The organism is Streptomyces capoamus (assembly GCF_014654935.1).
In the GTDB taxonomy this organism is placed as follows: domain Bacteria; phylum Actinomycetota; class Actinomycetes; order Streptomycetales; family Streptomycetaceae; genus Streptomyces; species Streptomyces capoamus.
In genome coordinates this window covers 171,161-173,231 of sequence record NZ_BNBF01000012.1, presented here as the reverse complement: position 1 = coordinate 173,231, position 2,071 = coordinate 171,161, and the positions used below count along the sequence as shown (strand labels likewise).

Sequence of the window (2,071 nt, the reverse complement as noted above, 5' to 3'; positions counted from 1 at the left end):
CCCCGGATCGACACCGTGGACGTGGTTCGTTCCTGGCCCCACGGAATCGGTCTGAAAGTGATCGAGCGCACTCCGGTCCTGCTGGTCCGCAAGGGCGCACGGTTCGTCGAAGTCGACGACGAAGGTGTCCGGTTCGCCACGGTTTCCCGGGCGCCGCGCGGTGTTCCGATGCTGGAACTGTCCGCGGCCCGCACGGGTCCGGGCGCCGCGAGCTTCCGGCGCTTCGGTACCGCCGGGCTGGTGCGCGAGGCCGTCCGCGCCGCCGGTGACCTGCCCGGACCCGTGGCGCGGGCCACCCGGACCGTCCAGGTCCGTTCCTTCGACGCCATCTCGCTGGAGTTGGGCGACGGCCGCACGGTGGCCTGGGGCAGCGGCGAGAACGGCCGCGCGAAGGCACGGGCCCTCACGGCTCTCATGAAAGCAGTTCCCCGCGCGCGGCACTTTGATGTCAGCGTTCCCACCGCCCCTGCGTCATCGGGGAGTTGACGCACATCTGCGCAGGCCAGCACCCTGGTTGGGCACTGCTATGGCTGATCACATAGGGTGAAAAGAAAAACGGGAGGTTCGGCGTGTTCGTTGAACGGGCGCCACTTGTCGACTTAGTGTCCTGTTCAGAAGACTCCAGGGAACAGACACACTGGTAACCCTAAACTTCAAGGTTAGGGTTCGGGTCGGCGCTACGGACCGTCCCATTCGGCATCCGTCGTCCCGGCGCGGGGCACCGCCCGGCGGCGACAACGTAATTCGAGGCGAGAGGCCTTCGACGTGGCAGCACCGCAGAACTACCTCGCAGTCATCAAGGTCATCGGTGTCGGCGGCGGTGGTGTCAATGCCATCAACCGGATGATCGAGGTCGGTCTCAAGGGCGTCGAGTTCATCGCCATCAACACCGACGCACAGGCGCTGTTGATGAGCGACGCCGACGTCAAGCTCGACGTCGGCCGCGAACTCACCCGCGGACTCGGCGCCGGAGCCAACCCGGCCGTCGGCCGCAAGGCCGCCGAGGACCACCGCGAGGAGATCGAGGAGGTCCTCAAGGGGGCCGACATGGTCTTCGTGACGGCCGGTGAAGGCGGCGGCACCGGCACCGGCGGCGCGCCCGTCGTGGCCAACATCGCGCGCTCGCTCGGCGCGCTGACCATCGGCGTGGTCACGCGCCCGTTCACCTTCGAGGGACGGCGCCGCGCGAACCAGGCCGAGGACGGCATCGCCGAACTCCGCGAAGAGGTCGACACCCTCATCGTGATCCCGAACGACCGGCTGCTGTCCATCTCGGACCGCCAGGTCTCGGTCCTGGACGCCTTCAAGTCCGCCGACCAGGTCCTGCTCTCCGGTGTCCAGGGCATCACCGACCTCATCACCACCCCCGGTCTGATCAACCTGGACTTCGCCGACGTCAAGTCGGTCATGTCCGAGGCCGGTTCGGCCCTCATGGGCATCGGCTCGGCCCGCGGCGACGACCGCGCGGTGGCCGCGGCCGAGATGGCGATCTCCTCGCCGCTGCTGGAGGCGTCCATCGACGGCGCCCGCGGCGTGCTGCTCTCCATCTCCGGCGGCTCCGACCTCGGCCTGTTCGAGATCAACGAGGCCGCCCAGCTGGTCAGCGAGGCCGCCCACCCCGAGGCCAACATCATCTTCGGCGCGGTCATCGACGACGCCCTCGGCGACGAGGTGCGGGTCACCGTGATCGCGGCCGGCTTCGACGGCGGCCAGCCGCCGGCCCGCCGGGACACCGTCCTCGGCTCGGCCTCCGCCTCGGCTCCCGCCCGCCGCGAGGAGCCCGCCCCGGCCCGGCCGAGCGAGCCCAGCCGTCCGTCCTTCGGCTCGCTGGGCAGCGTCAAGCCCAAGGAGGAGCCGGAGCCGGCGCCCGAGCCGGTGGCCGACATCCCGGTCGCCCCGCCGGTCACGCCGGCACCGCGGCCCGCCTACTCGGACAGTGCGGCCGAGGAACTGGACGTCCCGGACTTCCTCAAGTGATAGGACGGCGCGAGAGCGTGAGCGGCGCGCACTTCGCCTTCACCGACCGGTGGGGCGGGGTGAGCGCCGCTCCGTATGAGGAGCTCAACCTCGG

At 70.1% G+C, this 2,071-nt stretch carries 2 protein-coding genes and 1 pseudogene; all 3 read left to right on the top strand.

Annotated elements, in window-relative coordinates; genetic code table 11:
• A partial coding sequence (locus IE312_RS41020) for a cell division protein FtsQ/DivIB (RefSeq protein ID WP_229900197.1) occupies positions 1-486 on the top strand: 486 nt, incomplete at its 5' end.
• A 279-nt stretch (positions 487-765) separates the two neighbouring features.
• Positions 766-1,977: a cell division protein FtsZ gene (ftsZ, locus tag IE312_RS20450; protein WP_189983803.1), complete on the top strand. Its 1,212-nt coding sequence runs from the start codon at positions 766-768 to the stop codon at positions 1,975-1,977.
• Positions 1,974-2,071, top strand: a pseudogene (locus IE312_RS41015) (peptidoglycan editing factor PgeF); the annotation flags it as partial. The gene ftsZ and the pseudogene IE312_RS41015, both read left to right, overlap by 4 nt.